Origin of the sequence: Mycoplasmopsis agassizii (genome assembly GCF_002276225.1) — a bacterium.
In the GTDB taxonomy this organism is placed as follows: Bacteria; Bacillota_I; Bacilli_A; order Mycoplasmatales; family Metamycoplasmataceae; genus Mycoplasmopsis_B; species Mycoplasmopsis_B agassizii_A.
The window spans coordinates 33,969-58,862 of sequence record NZ_NQNY01000001.1 but is presented as its reverse complement, the minus strand read 5'-3'; the positions used below and the strand labels follow the sequence as shown (position 1 = coordinate 58,862).

Below are 24,894 nucleotides of genomic sequence, written 5' to 3'. Positions count from 1 at the left end.
TTTGCTAAAATTTTAAAAGATGAATAGCAAAAAGATGGATCTAAGTCAATATATATTTCATATCGATATGGATAGTTTTTTTGCTTCAGCAATTGCAACTGTAAGGCCTGAATTAAAAGGTAAAAAAATTGCTGTTGCAACAAATAATTTAAGAGCAATTGTTGCTGCTGCTAGTTATGAAGCAAAGGCATGTGGAGTAAAAATTGCTAAGCCTGTTTATCAAGCAAAACATGTGTGTCCTGATGTCATTATAGTGCCACCAGATTTTGCTTTATTTAATAAACTTTCCACAGGTATATTTGAGTATTTAGCATTCACATACTCAGTGCCAATTCAGATATATTCAATTGATGAATGTTATATGAATGTAACTAGTTTAATCTCAAAAGATATGACTCCTAAAAAACTTGCATTACAAATTCAAAATCAAATTCTTAGTGAATTTGATATTCCAGTTTCAATTGGTATTTCACATAATTTGTGAAATGCAAAAATGTCTTCTCCATTAAATAAGCCACTTGGTATTAGTGTAACTAAACCAAGTAAAATGAAAGATATTTTATACCCTTTACCAATCGATGATTTTTTTGGAATAGGAAAATCAAGCAGTGAAAAACTTAAAAAATTAGGTGTTAAAACTATTGGTGATTTTTGTACATTCAAAATTCATTATAATATTTTAGAAGCAATTTTTAAAGGTCGTTTTCAAGGTTTAATTAAAAACTGTCAAGGACTAAGTAGTAATTTTGTTGATGAAGATGCAAATCTTTTAAAAGGTATTGGTAATAGCGAAACTTTTGATTATGACTTAAGCAGCTATGAAGATTTAGTTCAGGAGTTATCAAAGATGGTCGATAGATCTTGAAAACGTTTAAAAGCTAGAGCACTTTACCCTTATTCAATTTCTGTTTCTCTTCGTTCGCAAGAAAAAAAATGAACTTCAAAACAACATATTTTTAAAGATGCAATTACTACTAAAGAATTAGCACTAAAAGAAGCAATAAAACTATTTGAAAAATTATGAAAAGAAGAAACACAAAGAGGTATAGGAGTTAGCTTTTCAAAATTAGTAAATAAGTTTGAACAACGTGAAAATAACGTTTTATTTGAAGAATATAACGAAGAAACTAGGGTCGAAAATAAGGTTAGAAAAATTGTCCAATCTGTTAATAAAAATTTTAAAAATAAAGCTGTTTTTTCAGGACAAGAATATATGGAAAATCAAACATTAAATAAAAAGCGACAACGTTTTTTAAAAGATGACTTCTCTTATAAAAATGAATCTATAAAGTAGTTTATATAGAAATATTTTTAAATATATTCTTAAAGTTGTTGCAAAAAATATTCTATAGACATTTGTAGGTACCATTATTTATTAAAAAAAATTACACAAAATATTATTTTTTCAGGTTATTAAATTTATTAAAAGTATTTATTAAGTTTAATAAATGGGAATTCTCACATTAGAATTAAAATTTCAAGTTTTTTTTGGATAAGGTTTAATATTTATGCGTGCTAAATATAAGTTTAGCACAAATTTATACAAAACTAATAATCATTGTTTACTTTGACTGTTTAATGCACAGATCTATTTGATTAACTAAATTAAACTAATCAAACTAAACATATGATTGAAATGGAATTTTCGTGGCAAAAGCCTTATTTAAATTTTTGAATCTAATGAACGCTTCTATAGCACCTGTTCAAACGATCTCACCAGTTCAATCACAAAAAAATGAACCGAATAATCAAAACAATGATTTTGATATCTTATTTAAAATTTTTAGAAATGGTTATGATGAAAAATTTGAAACTGAGAGAGTAAATAAGCCAGTTGAAGTTTTAGTGAGAATTGTCGATAATGTTGATTTTTCCGAATATGACAAGACGAAAGAAATTACGAACATCATTACGCAATACGACCAACAAAACGGTGATTTTGTAAATTCACTTAAGAGCGAATTGCTTGACCTGCAGGTTGCAAGATATAGTCACACATCGCCTTACATAACATTCATTCTTAAAAACAGAAAAAATTTAGAACATAATTTGCTAAAACTAGCTAGTTCTGAAAAAACTATTGTTGTTAATTCTAATGAAAATATTGATGAAGCACTTGAAGAAAGTGGGGGGTAAAGAATTTATTAATTTAACATACACTGTTCCGTATAACAACTCTTTAATTGAAAAACAGTTTGAAACTGTAGGATTTGATGAGCAGAGAAAAAAAGAAACAGTGGCGAGAGAATTGCAACCGAACTTATTTAAACACGGGACAAGGAAAATAAAAGTCGGAATATTTGATGCATATACTATAAGCAGAAATAATCAGGCATTTAAAAATAAAAATGTCCACTACTACAACTATAATGAAACCTATGAAATAGAAGACAGTCATGCTGACATGGTGGCTGCTGTTGTTGCAGGAGAAAACGGAGTTGATAGATTTGTAGATGATATTTACTCAGTGAGTCTTCCTAAAAATAGCAATGGAGATATTACTTCACTAAACCTTCCGACATTTACATGATGAATGTAAAGAATGGATTGATTAGTCAGATCGGGTGTAAATATAATAAATAATAGTTGAGGTAATAAACAATATATGGAAACTATTAATGGACAGATAAATATATATGGTTATAATGAAGCATCTTATTATTTGGATTTTTTAGCAAGAAAATATGGAATAGTAAGTGTATGAAGTGCAGGGAATACACGAGACACAAACATTTCTTCATTAAATTCTGCAAAATTAGCACAAAATGTAGTAGTTGTAGGATCAACCACTCTTTCGGGTAAGGAACTTAGCAAATTTTCAGAATATAGATCACCTACATCAAATATAATTACTAAACCTCTTGTTGTTGCTCCTGGAGAAGAATACGAATTTTTTTCTTCTTCAGATATTAAGAAGAAATTGAACTATAAAGAAAGAGGTACAAGTTTTTCTGCTCCGCTTGTTACAGGGCTTATATCTACATTATTTAGAAATAATAATCATCTAATAGGTCGCCCTGAAGCAGTTTTGGCAATATTAACTGTTGGTTCCAAGGAAATTGATGGTTATAGTGAAAAGCAATCAAATGGTCTTAATGAAAAGGTTGGGGCAGGATTAGTAAATTATGAATTAATGCAAGAAGCAGCAAACAATGTTCAAACTTTAACTGTTTCAGATTATTCAAAAAATCAATATATTCATTTACCTTACTTAAGAGCAGGTCAAAAACTTTCTGTTTCTACTGCTTGATTATTTGATGCAGGATATTTAAAGAATTCTGAATATGCACCGTCTATTCCTCAAGCGCCAGAGCCAAAACCAACATTAGATGAACGGTGAGTTAATATGTCTGGTATTTCAATATCATGAACTGGTGGATATATGTTTACTAAAGCAGAAGAGGAAAAACAAAAATATTACAAAGCCATTTCTATTTGAAATAAAAAGCAAAAAGAGTATAGCGATGGGCTTGCTAAATATAACGAGTATCAAAATGATCATTCTTCACTTAATAGTAACAAATACAAAAATGAGTGAAACTCTATTGAGTATTTAAAGAAAAAATATGGTAGCGACTGGTATATTCCAACCGATATAGATCTTAGAATTGAAAAACTTGACACAGAAAGTAATTCTTGAGTTGAAATAGTCTCATCAGTCACATTTACAAGTAATATTGAGTTTATTAGAAGAGAAATTAAAGAAGATGGGCAATATAGAATTCATGTTAGCCAATTTAAAGATAACAAAAGCAAACAAAATACTAAAGGAGCTGTGACATATGTTATTCAGTAAAAAAAAGATTATTTTATTCACTTCTGGTTTCGCAATATTATCAATAGGTATTACAGTTAGTTGTTCATCGATGGTTGTAGAAAAATCACAATTTGATGTCAGTCAAATTAATTTTGAAACTGAAATGGAAGAGATACACTTATCAAATAAATATATTAATTATTCTATTTTTGATAAATCGATAATTGAGTTAATTTATGATGAATCTTTTGATAATTTAGAACCTCTTATTATAAATACTGCAAGCGAGTTAAATAAATTATTGATCAATTGAAAAACATCTGTTTTCAAATTTTTTGATACAGATGATAAATCGAAAAAATATTTTAACTCTTCAAAATCAAAATTAATAAAAACTGTTGACTCAAATATTATACAGATTAACAAAAAATTTAATGATGGTTATTTTGCTAATAATCTGATAATTATTGATTTTGGTAATAAGATAACTCCGATAGCTAAAAATAAAAATGCTTTGCTTAAACACGAAAACGGTGTAAGTAATATTTTAGATATTTACAATTTGGAAGACAAAATATATATAGTTTATGATACATCATCAAATAAATATAATAGTCAAGATTATTATAAAACACCTGTTATTTATTCTGTTAGAAAAAAAGATTTAAACTTAAAAGATATTAAATACGAAGTTAAAAAACAAGGTTTTGATCTTGACAAAAAATCAACAATTTCTGAAAGAGCTTTACCAATTTCATCATATTTTACTCAAGATCTATCGCAACATCAAAAAAATAATTTGGATGCATGGACTAGAGATTCAAATTTTAGTAATTATTCTTTAAAAATTTTAAGATCAGAAAAAGAACTTAGTGATTTGTTAGATAGTTTTGTAAAGTTTTATAATAAAAAAAGCAAAATTATTTTTCCCTCAGAAACAAAAGAAAATATGCTGAGTACATACAACAGTGAATATTTTAAAAAAAATTATTTAATTTTATTTACAGCATTTGATTGAGGAGAAGAAACCAAATTATTTAGTGATTATATTGAAGATTCTTTTGACATAAAAAAGCAAGATAATAAATTTATATTTACAGTTCACCGAAATGAAGGCATTTCATATGACTATATTAGAAATGAAGATATTGCTATTTTTGAAAATAAAAATAAAGATGAGCCAAATAGAATTTATCAATCTAAGGGGCAAGAGCACACTTTATTTTTTAAAGTTGAAAAAAGTTTATATTTCAACGAAGATGATTTAAAAGTCCAACTTGTCGTTGACAAATATAAAGAACCTTGACTAAATTAATCGTTTTTTCCACCGATAAAAACCATCTATTTTTTAGTTAATGCGTGTATGATAATGTAAATAAATTTTTTTATTTACATTAAATTTTATATATTTAATTTTTATTTATTCGCTTTTTTTGCAATAGGTATAAGATTTTGTTGTTCACGGGGAATGATAACAAACTTTTAAAATATTACTAGATGTAAAAATTACTGTAAACAATTTTTTAAACTTCAAAACATAATTCTAAGAACATTATTTTGCTAGTTTATTCATTAATATTTAACAACCTTTATTTGTCAAATAAAATCTGGGTTGCTGAAAAACTTTTTTCATTCACTTTCTAATTTAAGAAAAGCATGAATGTGGATTTTTAAAATATTAAGGTGGTAATAAAATATGTCATTTAATAAAAAAAGATTACTTGTTTCAACTGTGTCTTTAACAACAGTCGCATCAATAACTGTAGCAATTAGCTGCTCATCAATTGTTCAAGAAACTAAAACAAAAAAAACCTGAAAAGATTGAAAAGCATGTTCCAATTCAAGCATCTATTATTAAAAAAGAAGACTCTGAAAAACGGATTATAAAAAGATAAACCAATTCAGGAAATTAAAATAAATTTAGATAGCAAATTATCAAATGTATATTTAAATTCAAAAAACTTGTGTTACTTAACTTTTAATAAACAAGTCACTAAAATGCTAGTTGATCAAGAGGTTAAAAATTTAAAACCACTTGTTTTAAGATCTAAAAAACACTTAATCAAATTTTTAAATAATTGAAAAAATAGTTTACTAAATAAATTTGATACTGATGAAAAAACACAAACAGATCTTGGTCTTTCAAAAAATAAATTAACTAAAATGTTTGATGATTTCATGAAACAAATCACCAAACAATTTAATAGTGAATACTTTGATAAAAATTTAATAGTAATTGATTTTGGAAATAAATATTCAGCAGTAGGTCAAAAAAAGTAAATACTTTTTTGATACTAAAGTTATTATTAAAAATCTAGTTGACATTCATCCTTCAAATAATAAAATTATTATTACCTATGATGTAAGTGATAAGAAAGTAGATGATAATTCAGAACTATATTCAGTTTTTTATTCACTTAATAAAGAACAATTTAATTTAAGAAATGAAAATTACACTGTTATCAAAAGAAGCTTTGATAAAAAGCGACAAACATCCATTAGTAAACGTGCATTAGAAGTTGCTTCATATATTACTCAGGATATTTCAAGATACCCTGTTGAAAATGATTACAATAATTGAATTAGAAATAGGTTATGAGAAAACTTTGCATCAATTGTTTTACACTCTAAAAGAGAATTCAATACTTTTGTAAAAGAATTTGCAAGGTTTTATAGAAGAAGATATAAAAAAGAGTTTCCAAAATCAGAAATGCAAAATATGTTAGAAACATATGATGATGAATATTTTAAAGATAACAAATTAGTTCTTTTGTCTGCATATGGTTATGAATCTAATAACGACCTTTTTAATAATTTCATTGAAAATTCTTATGATTTAAAATTAAAAGATAACGAACTTGTTTTCACTATCTTTAAAAAGGCTTCTCATCCAATTAATGATGCAGTAACTCCACAAGATCATGTTGTTTTTGAAAATAAAAGTAAAGATGAAGGACAACTAATGCACATAGCTGATGGTTGGAGACAACATACTTTATTTTTTAAACTACCTAAAAATTTAATATTACTAAAGAAAAAATTAAAAGTAATTATTGAAATCGAGACAAATTCTTTTTATTCAATTTAATTACTAAATAAATTTATACATCACACATTTTTAATTAATCTCACTATACTTAATTTTTATAAATGTTTCAGTCTTAAAGTAGGAAATCTAAAAAAATATTAAAACCTTACAAATGTTAGAAACTGAATTAAGAAATGATTTTTACATCATTTCTTTTTTAAATAAATAATGGAAAAAATAATAAAGTAGTATAATTAAGTTGCAGAATATAGTTTACTTATAATTATGCAACAAAATATTTTATTTTTAAAGTTATTAAATCTATTTTTAAATAATTTTATAGTTAGATATTTATCACTTTTTGAAATATTCATTTTATGTATTTTAGTTTATATTAATGAATTCATAATCTATATTTAAAGAAATCTTACAAATTATTTGAATTTTTGAAATTTGGAAAAAGTTCATATTGGAAGAAATTAATTTTGGTTAAAGACTAATTTCAAAATGCTGTCAGTTTGCGTAATTTTCGAATAGATTAAATATAAATTTTCACTATTACAAAAACAATTAACAATATCAAAATTTATGTAGAAATATGAAATTAAAAAACAAAATACTTTTTTCTGTTTCTGTCGTAGCCGTTTCTTCTTTTATGACAGTTCCAGCAATACTAAGTATATCAGCATCAAACTATCAACCAAATGAAGCTGATAAAAAAATACAAAAAAAGAGGAGGTTGCTTCAGTTCGAACATTGTCCGATAGTAATATAATTTCTAAAAAAATATTAATAAATAATTTTTTAAAAGAATTCAAACCCAATTTTTCTTTTACAAAAGAACAAGAACAATTTACGCTGGATTTGTTATTCGAAGTTGATAAGATTATTGAAAAAGAAGGGTGAGATATTCAACAGATTATTGATTTATTGAAATCAAAAAAAATTATTGTAGCAAACAATAATGACATACCTATAAAAAGATCTAAAAGAGGTTTAATGCAAACTTCAATTTATGAAGAATCATTTGATAAACCTTTTGACTATTACAACACAAACAGTGGCGGCCATGAATTTGACTGAAGACGTTTCAATGATGCAAATCTTGCTATAAGAGACTATATGGCTTTTCTATCAAACAAAGCAGGGCAGGTAGCGGCAACAGCAGTGGTGTCAACTGTTGCAAATTTTTTCCTAGCAGGTGCATTAACAGCAACATCGATATCATCGACCAGTTTTTTTGCTACAGTACCTTGGTTAAACAGGGATCATGATACTCTTAAGTGATTAATTCGTAAAATTGAAGAAAATCGCTGAAATACTGGTGAAATGCGTCGATATTTTGTCATGTATCGCAATACACTTAAGGGTATAAGAAAAACGCTGGAAGGCTTTAAATCTACAACTCTCCTTTCAGTATTAACTGCTAATTTTGCAGTGAGGGATGTGATGGATAGGAATCAAAAGTTCATACCTTTTTTAGATAAATACATTGATACTATTTCAAAATGAGGTATTTATGATATGTACCTTGCACACTGAAATTAATTTAATTTTTAAAGGATAATATACAAACATTTATTCATTAAAAAATTCACTGTTGTCAAATAGTAATGTAGTAAGCTAAAATTTTTATTTAGGATTGTTGATGAATTCACTACAAATGTTAGAAACTGAATTAAGAAATGATTTTTACATCATTTCTTTTTCAGTTTTAGTAGGTTTAAATATTTTGCTTTACTTATGATTTTGGTTTGTTTTTTATTTAAGAAATCAAAAACAAATTATTAAATATACAAAATTAGAAAGTATTTTTATTAATTACAATTTAAAACCAGTTTACAAAAGACATGTGATACATGTCATATTAAAATCAAGTGCAATTGCATTTTATTTAATACTTGCTTGAATAATTTATATCGATACTAGTCAGCATGGATCGTTTTTAAATTTAGAAAATAGAAACATGGATTTTCAACTAAAAAATATGTTATGGCAAACACTTTGATTATTTTTTCCAATGGCAATTGCAGTCACACTCTTTTTTATTTCATTATCATGAATTACAAGTTTCTTATTTTTAAGATCTAAAAATAAGAAATTAATTGAAGCAAAGATTGATTTTTCTTCAATTATAAAATTAGCAAATTTTGATTATCATTATGAAAATCTTTTTACATCTGGTAAGTTTACTTATATAGCTTATTCATTATATTATTCGTTTTGAATTTTTTGATGGTTTCCTGCAGTTTTTGCAGAATGAAAAATGAAAAAAGTTCATAGAACTATTAAAGATATTTGTATACAAGATGATGATCACGAAATTAAAAAAGAAAAAATTTATGCAGAGTTATCTTATATAGTGAACTATATTTGACATCAATTTGTCTTTTTTAGAAAGTCATATAAGAAGCAAAAAATTCAGGATTATTTAGGTTATGTATTTAGAGAAATTCAACATTCATGCCCTTCAATTTTGAATAAAGAAGAACAATTACAAATTCCAAACTTGTAATTGAATTTATGAATAAAGTAAATTTTTAAAAAAATCTGTATAATTATAACCCATAGTTTATATAAAAACTTATCCTTAACTATATGCAAATTTTGAACCACCACATTAGTGTTAAAGCTATCACTCAGTACGCCCCATTGTGGTGATAGAAGTTGCTAAAGACATAAGATATGAGATAGAGTTTTATAAGACTGGCTAACTAGTATGTTCTCAAGTGTTGGATTGGGCTGTCATCAAAGCGGCAGAGAAAAAGAGCCTTTTGGGGCTCTTTTTTGTTGCAAAAACTTGTCTTATTTTCACTCTAGTTGGAGTAAAAATATTTAGATTATTTTTAAAAAAATAATGTACAATTTTAAAACAATCGTCTATAAAATGCTTAAACAAAAAATTAATACTAGGAGGCAATAATGGCTATAGTACCAAAGCGTAAAACGTCAAAACAAAGACGTAACAAACGTAGAACTCATGACAGTTTAACTGCAGTTACTACAACAACTTGTTCACATTGTTCAAAACAAACCATTCCTCATCATGCATGTACATCATGTGGTTGATATAAAGGTCGACAAGTAGTTGACGTTAAAAACAACTAATTAATAATCAAATTGCAACCTTAAGTTGCAATTTTTTATTGCTTTTATAAAAAAAGCAAAGAAAAAATGAGATTTTAGAATCTCATTTTTAAGTTTAGTTTTACTAATTAAAATTAGTAATTAAGTCCTAAAGCACTTAGAATTGGTGAAATCACAAAATTAAATGGTTTATTTAAGTGTGGTAAGAAGTAGTAATCCATTAGAGCAAGGTCTAATAAGGTCATTTCTTTTTGTGCTGCTAGAGCAAATAAGTAAGCAACCTCTGTATGCACATGTTTACCTCATGAACCTACTTGAGCACCTAAAACTCTTAATGTTCCTTCTTCATAAACAACTTTAATTCCAACTTTGTCATAATCTTGCATAAATTCAGGTCTGTCATTATCAACAAAGAAAGGTGTTTCTTTAGCTTTTAACCCTAAAGATTTAGCACTTTCTAAGGTGAATCCTGTTGAAGCATAGTGGCAACCAAAAACTGAAATTGCATTTGTACCTGCTACACCAGGGAATTTAAGTGGACTACCTGCAACTGACATCGCTGCTACTACACCTGTTTTAACAGCGTTAGTTGCTAAAGCAACGTGCATGTGGTCTTTTAAAACTGTATGGTAAGTTGCTGCTGAATCACCAATTGCGTAGAAATCTTCAACTGGTTTTCCATTTTTCATAACATGTTGAAACTCATCAACTTTTAAAGCACCATTAGGAACTTTATCAAAGTCTAACATGTCTGTATTTGGTTTAAATCCAACTGACATAATTACTAAGTCAACATCGTAACTACCTTTGTCAGTTACAACTGCTGAAACTTTTTTACCATCTTTTGAAGTGAATTTAACTAATTTTTCACCTAGGTGTAATTTAACACCGTGGTCAGCCATACCTTTTTCCATTAAGTCTGTAAACTCTTTGTCAAAGTAACGGTTAATAACACGTGTACCTAAGTCAATTAAGTGTACTTCTTTACCATATTTGTTAAACGCTTCAGCAAGTTCAACCCCTATGTAACCAGCTCCAATAACTGCTACTGATTTAACTGTTGAGTTTTCCGCTTGTTTTTTAATTTCTTGAGCGTGTTGGAAGGTTTTTGAGATGATGATATTTTCTAAATCAATTCCTTCAAATTTTGGAAGAATTGGTCAAGTTCCTGCTGCAAAAACGATTTTGTCGTATTTTTCAACAGATTCTTCACCTGTTTCTAGATTTTTAACTGTCACTTCTTTTTTAGAGTGATCAATTTTGATTACATCATGTAGGATGTTAACATCACATCCAATACCTTGTAATTTGTCAGGTGATGAGTAAAATAAACCATCTGGTTCTTTAAACTCTCCACCTACTCATAAAGCAATTCCACAACCTAAAAAGCTTGTGTTATTGTTTCTATCAAAAATTTTTAATTCAGCCTTTTGATCTAGCTGTCTCAGGGTTCTAGCAAAAGAAGTTCCTGCGTGGTTTGCACCGACTAAAACTATTTTCATAATACTCCTATTGTAATATTTACTTTTAACTATTATTTTATAATTTTTAATAGTTACCTATATTTTACCACAATAACAAAGCAGGCTATTTTAATAAAGTGAAATATGAAAAAAAACTGAAAATTTTTTTCATATTTAGGATCAGACTATTCTTAAATAAGTTATATAATTTTGCTATGTTTGATTTACTAAATAACTTAAAGGAAACTCCTTATTTAATTGACCCTGAAAAACAAGATGGTAAAAAAGTTAAATTTTTAATGCCTCAAATTAAGAGAGAAGATTTAGCTAAATATCCTGAAAAAATTGTTGAAACTTGAGGTATTGATTTTGCTCATGGAGGTTATTCTGAAGAGCGAAAATTCTACTTTGGAGAAGTGCAAAATACAGTCTTTACACATGCAGGAGTTGACCTATTTTTTGATCCTGACTTGGATATTTATGCACCTTTTGATTGTGAAATAATTTCCTTATACTGATCGATGATTGTTCCTTATAAACCTAATCAGGGTTCAGGTGGAATTATTACTTTGAAAATTGAAAAAGAAGAACTATTTAAATTTTATAAAAAAGATTATGTCAATAAAATTATGAAGGATGATGAGTTTTTAATCATGCATTTAATTCATCTGGATCCATCAATAATTTTTAATATAAACGGTTATCAATATGAAGAAATACAAATTGAAGATAAACTATTTTGATTGCCTAAAAACTTTAAAGAAAAGAAAATAAATGCAGGTACAGTTATTGCTAAATTAGGTAAAGAAAAAGAAAATGGTGGTTGAAGGCAACACCTACATATTGAAACTAGAATAGTCAATTCATACGATAAATATCAAGACCTAGAATCATTAAAATCAGAAACATCATTTTTAAATTCTGTCGGTGTCATTAATGGAGATTCTAAAGAATTCAGAAATAATTTAAAGATTAATAAACTGGTTTCACCATATTTATTTTTTAATTTTGACGAAAATTCAAAAATAGAAAATATGACAATCAAACCATATAGCAAGAAATAAATCAATTGTTTAATCAATCAAAAATATAATTAAAAAAGAGACTTTTCAAAATTGCTTGAAGTCTCTTTTTAATTAATTTATTTTTTAATTAAATCATTTATAAAATCAGGATTTTCATTAATTCCTCTTGGTGCTTTTTCTACATGAACAAATTCAAAATTATTTGTTACTTTCTCAACTGGATAGTGATCAGAAGTTTTATCTTTGAATGAAAACTCAATGCTGATTTTATTTTTAACTAATTCAACTGAAGTAACAGAAACACTAGATTTAAAATTAACATCTGAAAAAGTCAAGTATTCAAAAATTGCAATTGTATTATCTTTATAAGAAGTTAATTCATCATAAAGTTCTTGAATGTTTTTATGACTACTTTTAATAATTAAAGAATCACCACTTAAATTATTTATAAATTCAATGTCAGATAAAACTCTTGAACTTGAAACAAGTTCATATGAAGGGTTATAGTTATGAACATGACCACCATGATATGAATCGAAATCATCTTTATCATCTTTTGGTTTACCATTAACTGGTGCTTCGGGAAGGCCTGTTCTAGGATCATCTTGAGAACAAGAAACAGCTGCAAATGTAGCTGCAGCAAAACTAAGTGGTAAAAGTGAATAAAATAGTTTCTTTAATTTCATGCAAATATTTTAAACCATTATTATTAAAAAATGCTTAATCTAAAAATTTCTTTTATTTTTACTTTCACGTACTTCTAAAAGAATTTTTACATAGTTTTCATATCTTCATAAGGGAATATTTTGCTTACTAATTTCTTGTTTAACCGAGCAAATTTTTTCATCTTCTTCATAATGTTGACAAGTTCTGAATTTACATTTATATTCAAAGTTTTTATAAAATTTAAAAGTTCTTGCTAGTTCAAGTGGATCAAAATCTATTTCAAAACTACTAAAACCTGGAGCATCAACTAGTTGTCCATTTAAAAAATCAATCATGCGAACAACACGAGTTGAATGAATTCCACGACCTAATGATTTGGAGATTTTTTGAGTCAAAAAATCGTTGTCTGAAATTAAATTTAAGAAGGTAGTTTTACCTACACCTGTTTGTCCCATTAAGACATTTACTTTATTATCAAAAAGATTTGAGATACCTTTATACTCTTCTAAATTTTGCATACTTATCAAATATGTATCTTGATTTTTTAAATAAAAATCAACCTTAAAATTATTTCCATCATATAAATCTTTTTTAGTTAATAAAATTGTAATCTGTGAATCTAGATGATAAACTTTAGCCAAAAATTTGTCCAATAAAAAAGATGAAAAATCTGGTTCTTTTAGAGACATAACAATTATAACTTGATCAATATTTGCGACCTTAGGTCTAATCATTTCATTTTTACGTTCAAGTATTTTTATTAAAAACTCATTTTCAAAAATTACTTCATCACCAACTAAGGGAGTTAAATTATTGTGTCTTAATTTACCAGCACCACGCACTCGATAAATTTTATCTCCACTTTTTATGTCATAATAACCAGCTAAAATCTGGTATACCTTACCTTGCACAAAAACCCCTAAAATAGGCGTTTCTAGATACTTTTTTGAATTTATTTTTTAACCAGTTTTTAATCATATTATTGCTTTATATTTTAACTGCAAAATTATTAAAATGAATTTTAAATTTAAAAAAAAGAAAACCTGTTTTAGGTTTTCAAATTCTCTATTTTTTGGATTTAAATAATCTTCCAAAAAAGTTTTTATTTCTATTATCATCTGAACTATGATGTCCATCGGGATTTTGTGAGTTGATAAAACTATCAACACTAGTAATAAAATCTTTCATTGAAGTATAGCGTTGGTCAGGTTTTTTAGCTGTTGCTCTTGCTAAAATATTTTTGATTGCATCAGGAATTTCTGGATGAATTTTTCTAACATCAGGTAGAGGTTGATCACGATGTGCTTGAGCAATTTTCAGCATATCACTTCCTGTATAAGGAGTTTTTCCAATTAGCATTTCGTAGAATAAAATTCCTAAAGCGTAAATATCACTTGAAACTGAAGGTGGTTGCTTTGATAATAATTCAGGTGCAATATAGTGAACTGAAGCAATGATTTTTCCTTCACTAGTAAAACGTTCTGCTTCTTCAGTTAGAGCAATTCCAAAGTCGACAATTTTAACATTATTGGTTCCGTTTTGAACCATGATGTTTGTGCTTTTAATATCTCTATGAATAATTCCGTTTCCATGAATTTCATGAAAACCTCTAGCTAAATCAGAAATCATTTTAGCAGCTAAATTATAATGAAGATATCCACCTTGTTTTGTAATGAAGTCTCTTAATGGTACACCATCAACATACTCCATCATCATTCAAGGAACAGGTGCTCCGCTTTGTACACCACCAACAAAACGAGCTACATATGGTGAACTAACTCTTGAATAAATTTTCATTTCTTGAATAAAGCGATTTTTTCTAGCAGGTTCAGAATTTTCCATTTTTAATTCTTTAATTGCATAGTATTTATTATCAGTAGGATCTTGAACTAAATAAACGGTCGCCATTCCACCTTCACCAATTTTCTTAATTGTCTTATACTTACTAAATTGTTTCATTGTTGTGCTCATATTATTTTACCTCTACTATTAAGACAGTTAAGTTGTCTGTACTTTTTCCTAAAATTGCTTTTTTGATTAATTCTTTTGATTTAACTTCAAGTGAACTATTGCTTGCAATAACTTGTTCAAACATTGGTTTTTGAATGTAGTCGTGAACACCATCGCTTGTTAAAATCAAGGCTTTGACCTTGCTATCTTCATTAATTTCAAAAACTTCTAAATTTGTTTTTTTCTGTGGACCTAGTGCTGAAGTTAAAGCTGTTGCTGATAAAATTTTAGCAGCTTCTTCAGGTTTCATTTTTTCATTTCTAATGTAGTAATTCATTAAGTTATGGTCAATTGAAACTTGGTGCAATAGTCCGTTATAAACATAAGCACGTGAATCTCCAACATTAAAAATAAAGATTTTTCGACTGTTGATAAAAAATAAGGCAGCTACTACAGTTGTTCCCATGTCGATTTTTTCAACTGAATTTCCAGCTTCAATAATCATTCTTTCACGAGCTGCTCTTAGTCCTCTTTCAAACCAGTTGTAAAGGTTTTCGCTTTCTTTAGGTGGTTGGTTTTCAAAGTGATTTTTGAAAACATCAATTGTGATTGAACTAGCAATTGATCCACCGTAATGTCCACCCATTCCATCACATAAAATGGCAAGTGCTACATTACCTTTTTCAAAATAGTCTGCACGATCCTGGTTTTCTGCACGTACAACTCCAACGTCAGTGTGTTTGTAAAAATTCATCTTACTTCTCCGCTTCTTTTTTAATTATTTCGGCAATCTCTTTCGCTGCTCTTTCGGCATCATCATTAACAACTGTAAAACGATACTTATCAATTTCTGTAAGTTCGTCTTCAGCTTTTTTTAATCTAACTTTGATGCTTTCTTCATCTTCTGATTTACGGTTTAAAATCCGTTGTCTTAATTCTTCAATTGAAGGTGGTTTTAAGAATATACTTAGATAGTCAAAATCTCATTTAGGATTTTTTTCTCTCATATTCATTATAAATTTTACACCTTCAGTTTCAATTTCTAAAAAAGGTATTTTATTGGCTTGGTGAATGCGATCGATCTCGCTTCATAAGGTTCCATAATAATTACCTAAATGGTGATCATATTCTAGAAACTGATGATTTTTAATACCTTCTTCAAATTGTTTTTTATCGATAAAGAAATAGTGTTTGCCTTCAATTTCGCCAACACGTTTTTGCCTTGTTGTTGCAGAAATTGAAAACTCTAAATTAAGTGACTTATCTCTAAACAAAATCTCTTCGACAGTACCCTTTCCAGTGCCACTTGGACCAACGAAGATTACAATTTTTTTCTTTATCATAAATATTTAATTAATATTATAACAAATTTAAAAATTTCTGAATGACAATAAAAAACAATTAAAAAAGGAAAATTTCATTGTTTTTCTGTGCAAATTTTTTCAGAAATTTTCCATAAAATTATTCAAAAATAAACAAAACACCCTATCGAAGGGCGTTTTTGTAGCAGTCTTTAAAATAGATTAAGAAACAACTTCTGCTTCAACAGCATCGTCATCTTTTGAAGATTCTGACGATTGCTTTTTAGCATTGTTTTGTGCAGTTTGCTGAGCGAACTCATGAGCTGCTTTTTCAATTTGTTCTAACTTAGTTTTAAGTTCTTCATATTTTTCTTCTTTTAATAAGTCACGAATTTCTTGAACTTGTTTTTCTGTTTCTTCTTTAAGTTTTGGATCAACATTTTCGCCTTGTTCTTTAATTGATTTTTCTAGTTGATCAATCAAACTTTCGCTACGAACTGTAATGTCAACTTGTTCTTTACGTTTTTTATCAGCTTCACGGTTTTCTTCAGCTTCTTTAACCATGCGTTGAATTTCTTCTTCACTTAGTTTTGTTGAATTTGTAATAACAATTTCAGTTTCTTTATTTGTCTTTTTGTCTTTAGCTTTAACAGTTGTAATTCCGTTAACATCAATTGAGAAAGAAACTTCAATTTGAGGTAAACCACGAGGTGCTGGTTCAATTCCTGATAAGTTAAATTGCCCAAGTGATTTATTATCAGAAGCCATTGATCTTTCACCCTGAACAATGTTAATCGTTACTTCAGTTTGATTATCTGCTGCAGTTGAAAAGATTTGAGACTTTGTAACTGGAATAGTTGTATTACGAGGAATTAAAGGAGTAGCCACACCACCCATTGTTTCAATTCCTAGTGTTAAAGGTGTAACATCTAATAGTAAAACATCATCAATTTCACCTGCAAGAACTCCACCTTGAATAGCTGCACCAATAGCAACAACTTCATCAGGGTTAATTGAGCGGTTAGGTTTTTTACCTAAGACATGTTCTACCATAGTTTGTACTGCAGGGATACGTGTTGAACCACCAACTAGTAAAACTTCATCTAAATCTGATGGTTTTAATTTTGCTTCAGTTAAAGCATCTTCAATAGGTTTTCTAGTTCTATCTACTAAATGTTGTGTCATTTTTTCAAATTCACTACGTTTTAGTTCTAAATCAACGTTAATAGGTCCATTTGGTCCAATTGCTAAGAAAGGTAAGTTGATTTGAGCAACATTTTGACTTGATAAATCAATTTTTGTTTTTTCAGCAGCTTCTTTTAAACGAGCAAGCACCATTTTATCGTTATTTACGTCAAATTGGTATTCTTCTTTAATTCTTTTGATTAATCAATCAACAACAACTAAGTCTCAATCATCTCCACCTAGGTGATTATCTCCTGCTGTAGAAAGCACTTCAAAAGTACCGTTTTCTAAATCAAGAATTGAAACGTCAAAAGTTCCTCCACCTAAGTCATAAACTAGAACTTTTTGTTCTTTATCAGTTTTATCAATTCCAAATGCTAAAGCAGCAGCAGTAGGCTCATTAATAATACGAGCAACTTCTAAACCAGCAATTTGTCCTGCGATTTTAGTTGCTTCACGTTGTGCATTATCAAAATATGCAGGTACTGTAATAACAGCTTTTTTAACTTTGTGACCAATTTTCTTTTCAGCATATTCTTTTAAGTATCCTAAAATTAGTGCTGAAATTTCTTCAGGTTTATAGTCTTTACCGTTTGCCTTAACAGTTTTTGAACTACCCATTAATCTTTTAATTGATGAAATAGCTTCAGGGTTAGTTTCTAATTGTCTTTTAGCAACTTCACCAACGATGATTTCACCGTTTTTAAAAGCAACAACTGATGGTGTTGTTCTTTTTCCATTTAAGTTTTCAAGAACCTTAAATTCTTTGTTTTCAATAATTGAAACAACACTGTTTGTTGTTCCTAAATCGATTCCTAAAATTATTTCTTTTGCCATATAAACTCCTTGTTAAATAATAGTTTTTGATTATCTTAATAATTCTATTTTAGCACTTAATGCAGGAGAGTGCTAAAAAATTTTAAAATATTTTTGGATGTGTATTAGTCTCTAAAAGTAATAAAAAATCCCTAAATTTAGGGACTATTGATTATTTTTTACAATAACTATTTTTGCCGGAATAATCACACGATCGTGCAACATAAAGCCGGGAGCCTTGACTGCTAATATTTGTTCATCACTAAATTCACTTGATTGAGTTGTCTCTAAAATCTCGTGATTTTCAGGGTTATAAGTATCTCCAATATTTGGATCAATTTTGAAAATATTTGAATCTTGTAACGCATTATATAGTTGCTCTAGAAGCCTTGTAAAACCACTTACATAATTTTTAACTTCTTGGTTTTCTGACTTTAAACCTCACTGTGAAGCTAATTCAATATTATTAATAATTGGAAGGATACTTTCAAGTAATTTTTGAGCTGCATACTTTTTTTCTTCGCTTGCTTTTTGCTCATAAAAGTTTTTTTGTTCACTAACTTTTGTGTCAATAATTGAAGTCATCTTTTTTTCTACTTCATGAATTTTATCTTTAAATTCAAGTTCTTTTGTAGTTAGTAAAAACTTATGTTTTTCTTCTTCAGATTTATATGAAGCAACTAATTTTTCAAGTGCTTCAATTTCTTTTTCTTTTTCTTTAATTTTTTCTTTTAGTTTCTTAAGATCTTTTTTAGAAGATTTATCATCACCATTTAAATCTTTTAAAAGATCAATTTTATTATGAACTTCAAAGTGAATATCTTCCATTTCATTTAGTCTTGTATTTTCATATTTAAAATCTAAAGAATAATAATCTTTAATTTCTTGACCAATTAATAGTTCATCAAAACCTTTGATGTAATTGTCATTACCTAATTTAATTTTAATGTTTTTACGTTCTCACTTTTTAATTTTTTCCTTGCCATTAAAGGCCATAATATCAAGTGTTAATTCATCACCAATTTGATAAATGTTTTCATCTTTATTTTCTTTATTCATCTTCATTTTCCTTTTCAATTTTATTTTCAAGAATATTTCTATTATGCAATGATCTAATCATTTCTTCAATTAATAATAATGCTGATTTTGTTTTTGCAAAATCCATTTTATCATCACCAACAAAAGTTACTTCTTTATGTTTATCTTTTTCAAATTCAATTCTTTTTGAAATAAAAGAAGTATGGTCAGGTCTGATTTCAATTTTAATATTTTCATCTTCATTAAGACCTTCTAGATGATTTCAAATAGATTGCTTTTCAATTAAATCTAATAATGAAACAAGGTCTTCTCTTTTAATTGATGATGATAACAATAAATTATTTTTACCATAAATTTGGTTTTTGAAACCACTATCAATTTCAAAAACTTTTCTAATAAAGACTTGCATAATTTGCTCATAATTATGAATACTATTAGCCAAAATAGGCATTAATGTGTATGCAGTTACTTTCAATTTATGAATTTCAATATTGACTAATCTGTCGTTAAAAATTTTAACTGCTATTCTAAGATCATCTAAATTTATAAGCAGATCTTTTTCATCTAAAATAATTTTTTTGCTTGCAACATTTCCTGAAGAGGTTACTAAAATAACAGTTGCTTCATGTGAACTAAGAGGAATTAATTGTAATGATTTTAATAATTCTTGACTCTTAATTTCACTTGTCATTAGCGTTACTCCAATTGTATCGCTAATAGTTTGCGCAGCTAATTCAAAGATCTGATCAATCGATAAATCACGTTGTAAAAACAATTTTTCAAGTTGCATTTTTAAATCATGATTATCATAAACTGCTAAATATTTTGTGTAATATTCTAGCCCTAATCTTGAAGGAATTCTGCCGCTTGAAATATGAGATTTTTCAAGCATTTTTAATTCTTCAAGTTCAGACATAATATTTCTAATTGTTGCTGAAGAAACTTTTAAATCAAACTTTTCAATCATTGCTTTTGAACCTAGTGCATTTCCAGTTTCTACATAATAATCAACGACTAGTTTTAAAATATTAGTTTGTTTATCAGTTAAATATTCTCTTGTCATAATAGAACTAACTATTTATGTTTTCGATTATTTTTAGAATGATTAAAGCCTTTTTTAACTCTTGAGAAATCAATATTTAATTCACCTGTTTTGAATTGTTCATTTTGATCATTTTGAATAACTTTATTTTTTGCTTTAAAGTATTCACCTTGAGTAATTAAATTATTTTCAAGTAAATAATTTAAATTTTTAATACGTTCTTTACTTTTGTATGTTAATGATTCTTCATTAACATTTAAACGAAAATCATTTGTTACGTTTGCATCATAAGCTTGGCGATATGGTGAAACAAAACTTTGAGTCATAGGATTGAAGTTATGTAAATTGGTTACATCAACTAAATGTGTATGGTCAATTTGATTTTCTAAAACAGGACTAATTTGTCTTAAATTATGTGACTGTGTATTTTGATATCCTTGATATTGATTTACATCATAAGTAACAGGTAATGTGTAATTATTTGTTGCATATGGATTATTTTGTTCTTGAGTGTAATAATAAGGATTTGAATAAACAGGAACTAATCCAGTTTGTGTTTGTTGTGTAATTTGAGAAGGTAAAGCAGGTAAATTATTTTGTGGATAATTTGTTTGAGGTTCAGGCAACATTAGATAATTATTTTGCGCTAACTGTTGTTGTGCTCTGTTGAATGAATCATAACCTGTATGCAACTGATTAGCATAGTCATAAATTCTAGTTTCATAAATTTCAGGTACATTGTAATTTTGATATTGAGGTAAATGATCATTAAATGTTTGCGGACCATAAAGTGGCATAATTTCAGGAGCATTTGAAATAAATTCAGTTGTTGGTAAATAATTTTGAGTTGAAAGACTTAGTAAATTATTCCCTGGATTTTGAGGTTGAGAATAATAGTTGTATTGCTCGTTACTATTAAGCTCTTCATCTTGATATTGAAGATCGTAATTACTATTATCTGCTTCAAATTCATCTTCAGGAATCACAGGGTATTGCTTATATTGTTCAAAACTATTAAAATCTGAACTTAAAATATCAAATTTATTTTTAGATTGATATTCATCTTCTTCAAAATCATTTTCAGGTGTAATATCAAAGTCTGTAGGACGACGATATTGCTCAATTGGGTAAAACTCATTTGTATCAAAGGCAGGGTATTGCTCACTTGAAGAGTAGAATTCTTCTACATCCTCTTCTTCAGTGTTACCATAACCTGCATCTTCATAATCGTTTTCATTGAATTTTTCTTGAGTGTAGCGATCGAAGTTTTTGAAATCTTCTATATCATCGTGTTGAATGTAACGTGAACTTTTGATTATGTCTTTTTTCTTTTTGTTCATCTTAAATCCTTTTCTCTAAAATATTTTATTAAATTATATTATAAAAATAGCACTTTAATGCTATCAATGCTAAAAAAAAATACTGTCTTGAAAATCAAAAAATCTTATAAATCCATAAAAATTCTATACAAAATTTGAACTTTTGAGTATAAAAAAACTGGACTTAATAAGACCAGCCTTTTTACAAGTTTGATTTCTAACTCTTTTTAATAAAAAATCGGTTTATTTAATACCGTATTTTTTATTAAATTTATCCACTTGTCCAGTTGATTTTGCAACGCTTTTGTCACCTGTGTAAAAAGGGTGGCAAGATGCACAAATATCTACTTTAATGTTTTTTGCAGATGATGAAAAGTTATATTTTGTGTTACATGTTGAACATGTAGTTTCTACTTTATTAACTGTAGGGTGTAAATCTTTTTTCATACTTAATCCTTTCACATAAATTTGAAATTTATATTTTGCTAGTAATGTTTATACATTTTAGCAAAATAAGTTTTATTTTTTAAGATTATTTAAAATTTCATCAATGCGTTCAGCACTCTTAGCAACTTCATCAAGTTTAAAGTGTAAAGCAGGGATTTTTCTTCAAGGTAAAATCTTTGCGAGTTCACTTCTGATAAAGCCTTTGGCACTATTTAATCTTTCTAGATTTGTGCTTTCAAAATCTAGAAAAGATACGTAAATAGTAGCGTGCATTAAGTCAGGTGTTAAGCGCACGTCATTAACTGTTGTAAATGAATCTTTTAGTTTATAAACTTCATCGTTAATGATTCTTGAAATATTTAAAAGTAAGTCTTGTTGTTTTTTAGCAATTTTAATGTTGTTCATATTATTCCTATCTACTTTAATTTTAAGTAAAAATTTTGCTTTTCATGTAAAAATATAAACTATGAATAAAAAGATGTTTGATGCAATCGTAATTGGTGGAGGTCATGCTGGTGTTGAAGCAACACTAGCACTAGCTAATAACGGCTTTAAAGTAGCATTATTTACTTTAAATAAAAATAAATTAGCAGCCATGCCATGTAACCCTTCAATCGGTGGACCTGCTAAAGGAATTATAACTAGAGAAATTGATGCTCTAGGTGGTGTGCAAGGTTATTATGCAGATCGCAATACTATTCAGGTAAAAATGTTGAATGAATCAAAAGGTCCTGCAGTGAGAGCTCTTCGTGCACAAATTGATAAAGAAGCATATGCAAGTGAAATTGCTGCTGATTTAGAAAAACATGAAAATGTTACAGTAATTGAAGATCTTGTTTTATCTTATAAAGTAGAAAATAATCAGATTAAAGGAGTTGAATCTGAAAAACATGGATATGTTGAAACTAAGGTTGTAATTCAAACAACCGGAACATATTTAGATAGTAAAATTTTCCGTGGAAAACAGATTACAACTAGTGGTCCAAATCAAGAAAGAACATCTTCATCTTTATCAAATTCTTTAAAGCAATTAGGCTTTAAATTAATTCGCCTAAAAACAGGTACACCAGCAAGAATTTATACCGATAGTATTAACTTTGATGAAGTTGATAAAGAGGTCTTAAATTTACAAGATATACGCTTTTCATCAAGAACAAAAAATGTCTTAAATGAACAGATTTCTTGCTACTTAACTTACACCAATGAAGAGACTCATAAAATCATCAAAGAGAACATCCATGAGAGTGCGATGTATTCAGATACAATTAAAGGAATTGGTCCTAGATATTGTCCTTCAATTGAAGATAAAATTATGAAATTTGAAGATAAATCAAGACATCAAATTTTCTTTGAACCTGAAACAATTAAGCAAGATGTTATGTACATAAATGGACTTTCAACTTCTTTTTCAATTGAGGTTCAAGATAAAATAATTAGAACAATTCCAGGGCTTAAAAATGCTAACGTAAAAGTCTATGGTTATGCGATTGAATATGATGCAATTGATGTGCAACAACTTAAATATTCTTTAGAGTCAAAATTAGTAGAAAATTTATATTTTGCTGGTCAAATAAATGGAACAAGTGGCTATGAAGAAGCAGCTGCTCAAGGATTGATTGCAGGCATTAACGCAGCCTTAAAATTAAAAGATGAAGAACCTATCGTAATTTCCCGAAACGATGGTTATATCGGCGTTTTAATCGATGATTTGATTACAAAAGGAACTAGTGAGCCTTATCGAATGTTAACTAGCAGAGCCGAATATCGATTACTTCTTAGAAATGACAATGTTGATATTAGACTATTAAAATATGCAAAAAAAGCCGGGCTTTTAAGTCAAGCAGAAATTGCAAAAGTAGAAGCAAAATATGAAGCCATAAATAATGAAATTGAACGCATTAAAAATGTTTATATTTCATCAAAAAGTGAAGGTGCAATTAAATACAAAATTGAAAATGGAGTTAGCCTTTATCAAGTACTTTCTCGACCAGATGTTGATGGTAAAGATTTTTCAGATTTTGAATTTTTAAATGAATTAATTATTAATATTAGATTAAAGGGTTACATCGACAAACAAAACTTGGCTGCTGATAAAATGAAGCGTTTAGAGAACTTAAAAATTCCTAAAAATATTGACTATCAAATCGTTCCAAATTTAGCAACAGAAGCACGCCAAAAATTAATTAAAATCATGCCCGAAAATATTGGACAAGCTTCAAGAATTAGTGGCATAAATCCTGCTGATATTCAAATGCTTTTATTCTATTTAAATGCAGTTGTAAATCAAAAACATGAAGGTTAATTTAATTGTTTTTGGAACATTAAATTCTGCTTCAAAAACGCTTTATAACGACTTTGAAAATTCATTAAAAAAGAAGGTATCTTTTAACTTAATTGAACTAAAAGAAACCCCCCACGAAAACATTGATTTTGAAAAGCAAAAACATACAAATTTTTTGCTTTCAAAATTAAATAAGTCTAGCAGAAATTTTTATTTAACATTTCGTGGAGAACAATTCACAAGTGAGCAATTTGCTAAAAAAATTAATTATGCAGATGTCACCTTTATCATTGGTCCATCAAATGGTTTGGATGAAAATCTTTTAAAAGAAAACGGAATTAATTTTATCTCATTTAGCAAAATGACAATCGCTCATCAGTTATTTAGAATTGTTTTAATTGAGCAAATTTATAGAGCGGTTTCAATTCTAAATAATTCAAAATATCATAAGTAAATTTGAAAAAGTTGCTTTGTGCAAAAAAATGTGGA

26 protein-coding genes are annotated in these 24,894 nt (G+C 27.8%); 13 read left to right on the top strand and 13 right to left on the bottom strand.

Annotated features, from left to right (window positions below; translation table 4 throughout):
* Nucleotides 1–19: 19 nt before the first annotated feature.
* From CJJ23_RS00275 to CJJ23_RS00255, 5 genes are all read left to right on the top strand, one after another.
* Entirely contained in the window at nt 20–1,294 is a 1,275-nt protein-coding gene (locus CJJ23_RS00275; RefSeq protein ID WP_095334424.1) for a Y-family DNA polymerase, read from the top strand.
* A 386-nt stretch (nt 1,295–1,680) separates the two neighbouring features.
* Complete coding sequence (locus tag CJJ23_RS00270) at nt 1,681–2,136, top strand: hypothetical protein (protein ID WP_143823594.1); 456 nt, start codon at nt 1,681–1,683, stop codon at nt 2,134–2,136.
* Complete coding sequence (locus CJJ23_RS00265) at nt 2,117–2,539, top strand: hypothetical protein (RefSeq protein ID WP_143823593.1); 423 nt, start codon at nt 2,117–2,119, stop codon at nt 2,537–2,539. The genes CJJ23_RS00270 and CJJ23_RS00265 overlap by 20 nt, the downstream gene beginning before the upstream one ends.
* Nucleotides 2,540–2,542: 3 nt before the next feature.
* Entirely contained in the window at nt 2,543–3,796 is a 1,254-nt protein-coding gene (locus tag CJJ23_RS00260) for a S8 family serine peptidase (RefSeq protein ID WP_095334421.1), read from the top strand.
* Nucleotides 3,783–5,072 (top strand): hypothetical protein, encoded by a 1,290-nt coding sequence (locus CJJ23_RS00255; protein WP_095334420.1) that lies wholly within the window; start codon nt 3,783–3,785, stop codon nt 5,070–5,072. Before CJJ23_RS00260 ends, CJJ23_RS00255 begins: the two co-directional genes overlap by 14 nt.
* Before the next feature lie 257 nt (nt 5,073–5,329).
* On the opposite strand, the gene CJJ23_RS05005 is transcribed toward CJJ23_RS00255, so the two are convergent.
* Entirely contained in the window at nt 5,330–5,605 is a 276-nt protein-coding gene (locus CJJ23_RS05005) for a hypothetical protein (RefSeq protein ID WP_095334419.1), read from the bottom strand.
* Between the two features lie 150 nt (nt 5,606–5,755).
* Between CJJ23_RS05005 and CJJ23_RS00245 the strand changes: the two genes are divergently transcribed.
* From CJJ23_RS00245 to rpmF, 5 genes are all read left to right on the top strand, one after another.
* Nucleotides 5,756–6,037 carry a hypothetical protein gene (locus CJJ23_RS00245; RefSeq protein WP_095334418.1) on the top strand — a complete coding sequence of 94 codons (282 nt, stop codon included), beginning with the start codon at nt 5,756–5,758 and terminating at the stop codon, nt 6,035–6,037.
* A gap of 439 nt (nt 6,038–6,476) precedes the next feature.
* Complete coding sequence (locus tag CJJ23_RS00240; RefSeq protein WP_095334417.1) at nt 6,477–6,845, top strand: hypothetical protein; 369 nt, start codon at nt 6,477–6,479, stop codon at nt 6,843–6,845.
* A gap of 696 nt (nt 6,846–7,541) precedes the next feature.
* A complete protein-coding gene (locus CJJ23_RS00235; protein ID WP_095334416.1) occupies nt 7,542–8,333 on the top strand; it encodes a hypothetical protein in 792 nt (263 codons plus the stop codon).
* A 100-nt stretch (nt 8,334–8,433) separates the two neighbouring features.
* Nucleotides 8,434–9,300: a hypothetical protein gene (locus CJJ23_RS00230; protein WP_095334415.1), complete on the top strand. Its 867-nt coding sequence runs from the start codon at nt 8,434–8,436 to the stop codon at nt 9,298–9,300.
* A gap of 407 nt (nt 9,301–9,707) precedes the next feature.
* On the top strand, nt 9,708–9,893 hold the full coding sequence (gene rpmF / locus CJJ23_RS00225; RefSeq protein ID WP_095334414.1) for a 50S ribosomal protein L32: 186 nt from the start codon (nt 9,708–9,710) through the stop codon (nt 9,891–9,893).
* Nucleotides 9,894–10,006: 113 nt separating this feature from the next.
* Here the strand turns inward: rpmF and CJJ23_RS00220 are convergent, their stop codons facing one another.
* Nucleotides 10,007–11,374, bottom strand: coding sequence for an FAD-dependent oxidoreductase (locus CJJ23_RS00220; protein ID WP_095334413.1), 1,368 nt, complete (start codon nt 11,372–11,374; stop codon nt 10,007–10,009).
* A gap of 176 nt (nt 11,375–11,550) precedes the next feature.
* Here CJJ23_RS00220 and CJJ23_RS00215 point away from each other — a divergent pair, with 176 nt between their 5' ends.
* Complete coding sequence (locus CJJ23_RS00215) at nt 11,551–12,399, top strand: hypothetical protein (protein WP_095334412.1); 849 nt, start codon at nt 11,551–11,553, stop codon at nt 12,397–12,399.
* Between the two features lie 77 nt (nt 12,400–12,476).
* On the opposite strand, the gene CJJ23_RS00210 is transcribed toward CJJ23_RS00215, so the two are convergent.
* From CJJ23_RS00210 to rbfA, 11 genes are all read right to left on the bottom strand, one after another.
* A complete protein-coding gene (locus CJJ23_RS00210; RefSeq protein WP_095334411.1) occupies nt 12,477–13,046 on the bottom strand; it encodes a hypothetical protein in 570 nt (189 codons plus the stop codon).
* Nucleotides 13,047–13,085: 39 nt separating this feature from the next.
* Entirely contained in the window at nt 13,086–13,937 is an 852-nt protein-coding gene (gene rsgA, locus CJJ23_RS00205) for a ribosome small subunit-dependent GTPase A (protein WP_095334410.1), read from the bottom strand.
* Nucleotides 13,938–14,091: 154 nt separating this feature from the next.
* Complete coding sequence (locus tag CJJ23_RS00200) at nt 14,092–14,997, bottom strand: serine/threonine-protein kinase (protein ID WP_095334409.1); 906 nt, start codon at nt 14,995–14,997, stop codon at nt 14,092–14,094.
* A gap of 1 nt (nt 14,998) precedes the next feature.
* Nucleotides 14,999–15,730, bottom strand: coding sequence for a PP2C family protein-serine/threonine phosphatase (locus tag CJJ23_RS00195; protein WP_095334408.1), 732 nt, complete (start codon nt 15,728–15,730; stop codon nt 14,999–15,001).
* A gap of 1 nt (nt 15,731) precedes the next feature.
* Nucleotides 15,732–16,319 (bottom strand): guanylate kinase, encoded by a 588-nt coding sequence (gene gmk / locus CJJ23_RS00190; RefSeq protein ID WP_095334407.1) that lies wholly within the window; start codon nt 16,317–16,319, stop codon nt 15,732–15,734.
* A gap of 180 nt (nt 16,320–16,499) precedes the next feature.
* On the bottom strand, nt 16,500–18,299 hold the full coding sequence (gene dnaK, locus CJJ23_RS00185; RefSeq protein WP_095334406.1) for a molecular chaperone DnaK: 1,800 nt from the start codon (nt 18,297–18,299) through the stop codon (nt 16,500–16,502).
* A gap of 144 nt (nt 18,300–18,443) precedes the next feature.
* A complete protein-coding gene (grpE, locus tag CJJ23_RS00180; RefSeq protein ID WP_180737990.1) occupies nt 18,444–19,337 on the bottom strand; it encodes a nucleotide exchange factor GrpE in 894 nt (297 codons plus the stop codon).
* Nucleotides 19,330–20,379: a heat-inducible transcriptional repressor HrcA gene (gene hrcA / locus CJJ23_RS00175; protein ID WP_095334404.1), complete on the bottom strand. Its 1,050-nt coding sequence runs from the start codon at nt 20,377–20,379 to the stop codon at nt 19,330–19,332. Before hrcA ends, grpE begins: the two co-directional genes overlap by 8 nt.
* 11 nt (nt 20,380–20,390) lie before the next feature.
* On the bottom strand, nt 20,391–21,698 hold the full coding sequence (locus CJJ23_RS00170; RefSeq protein ID WP_095334403.1) for a hypothetical protein: 1,308 nt from the start codon (nt 21,696–21,698) through the stop codon (nt 20,391–20,393).
* 222 nt (nt 21,699–21,920) lie between these two features.
* Nucleotides 21,921–22,124, bottom strand: coding sequence for a 50S ribosomal protein L31 (gene rpmE / locus CJJ23_RS00165; protein WP_084232161.1), 204 nt, complete (start codon nt 22,122–22,124; stop codon nt 21,921–21,923).
* A 72-nt stretch (nt 22,125–22,196) separates the two neighbouring features.
* Nucleotides 22,197–22,529: a 30S ribosome-binding factor RbfA gene (gene rbfA, locus CJJ23_RS00160; protein ID WP_095334402.1), complete on the bottom strand. Its 333-nt coding sequence runs from the start codon at nt 22,527–22,529 to the stop codon at nt 22,197–22,199.
* Between the two features lie 61 nt (nt 22,530–22,590).
* On the opposite strand from rbfA, the gene mnmG reads away from it, so the two are divergent.
* Nucleotides 22,591–24,426 (top strand): tRNA uridine-5-carboxymethylaminomethyl(34) synthesis enzyme MnmG, encoded by a 1,836-nt coding sequence (gene mnmG / locus CJJ23_RS00155; RefSeq protein WP_095334401.1) that lies wholly within the window; start codon nt 22,591–22,593, stop codon nt 24,424–24,426.
* Nucleotides 24,416–24,859 (top strand): 23S rRNA (pseudouridine(1915)-N(3))-methyltransferase RlmH, encoded by a 444-nt coding sequence (locus CJJ23_RS00150; protein WP_095334400.1) that lies wholly within the window; start codon nt 24,416–24,418, stop codon nt 24,857–24,859. Before mnmG ends, CJJ23_RS00150 begins: the two co-directional genes overlap by 11 nt.
* Nucleotides 24,860–24,894: the final 35 nt, after the last annotated feature.